General features: G+C 69.1%; 1 protein-coding gene. It reads right to left on the bottom strand.

Going from position 1 to position 204, the window contains the following annotated elements:
• A partial coding sequence (locus tag BN358_RS23395; protein WP_157593388.1) for a helicase-related protein occupies positions 1-204 on the bottom strand: 204 nt, incomplete at both ends.

The raw sequence follows: 204 nt of genomic DNA, 5'->3' as shown, positions 1-204 counted from the left end.
TAGGTGACGACGATGGCCGGCTGGCCCGACCGGCCGGCCCGACCGCTGCGCTGGGCATAGTTCGCCGGGGTCGGCGGCACGTTGCGCATTCCAACGGCGTTGAGGCTGGCGATGTCGACGCCGAGTTCCATAGTGGGCGAGCAGAACAGCAGCGGCAGGTCGCCGTCCCGGAACTGGCGCTCACGAACCTCACGGTCGAAGGGA

This window comes from Sedimentibacter sp. B4, from assembly GCF_000309315.1.
GTDB classification, from domain to species: domain Bacteria; phylum Bacillota; class Clostridia; order Tissierellales; family Sedimentibacteraceae; genus Sedimentibacter; species Sedimentibacter saalensis.
Note: the sequence above shows the minus strand (reverse complement) of the source record. Positions and strands in the feature narration are given on the sequence as shown.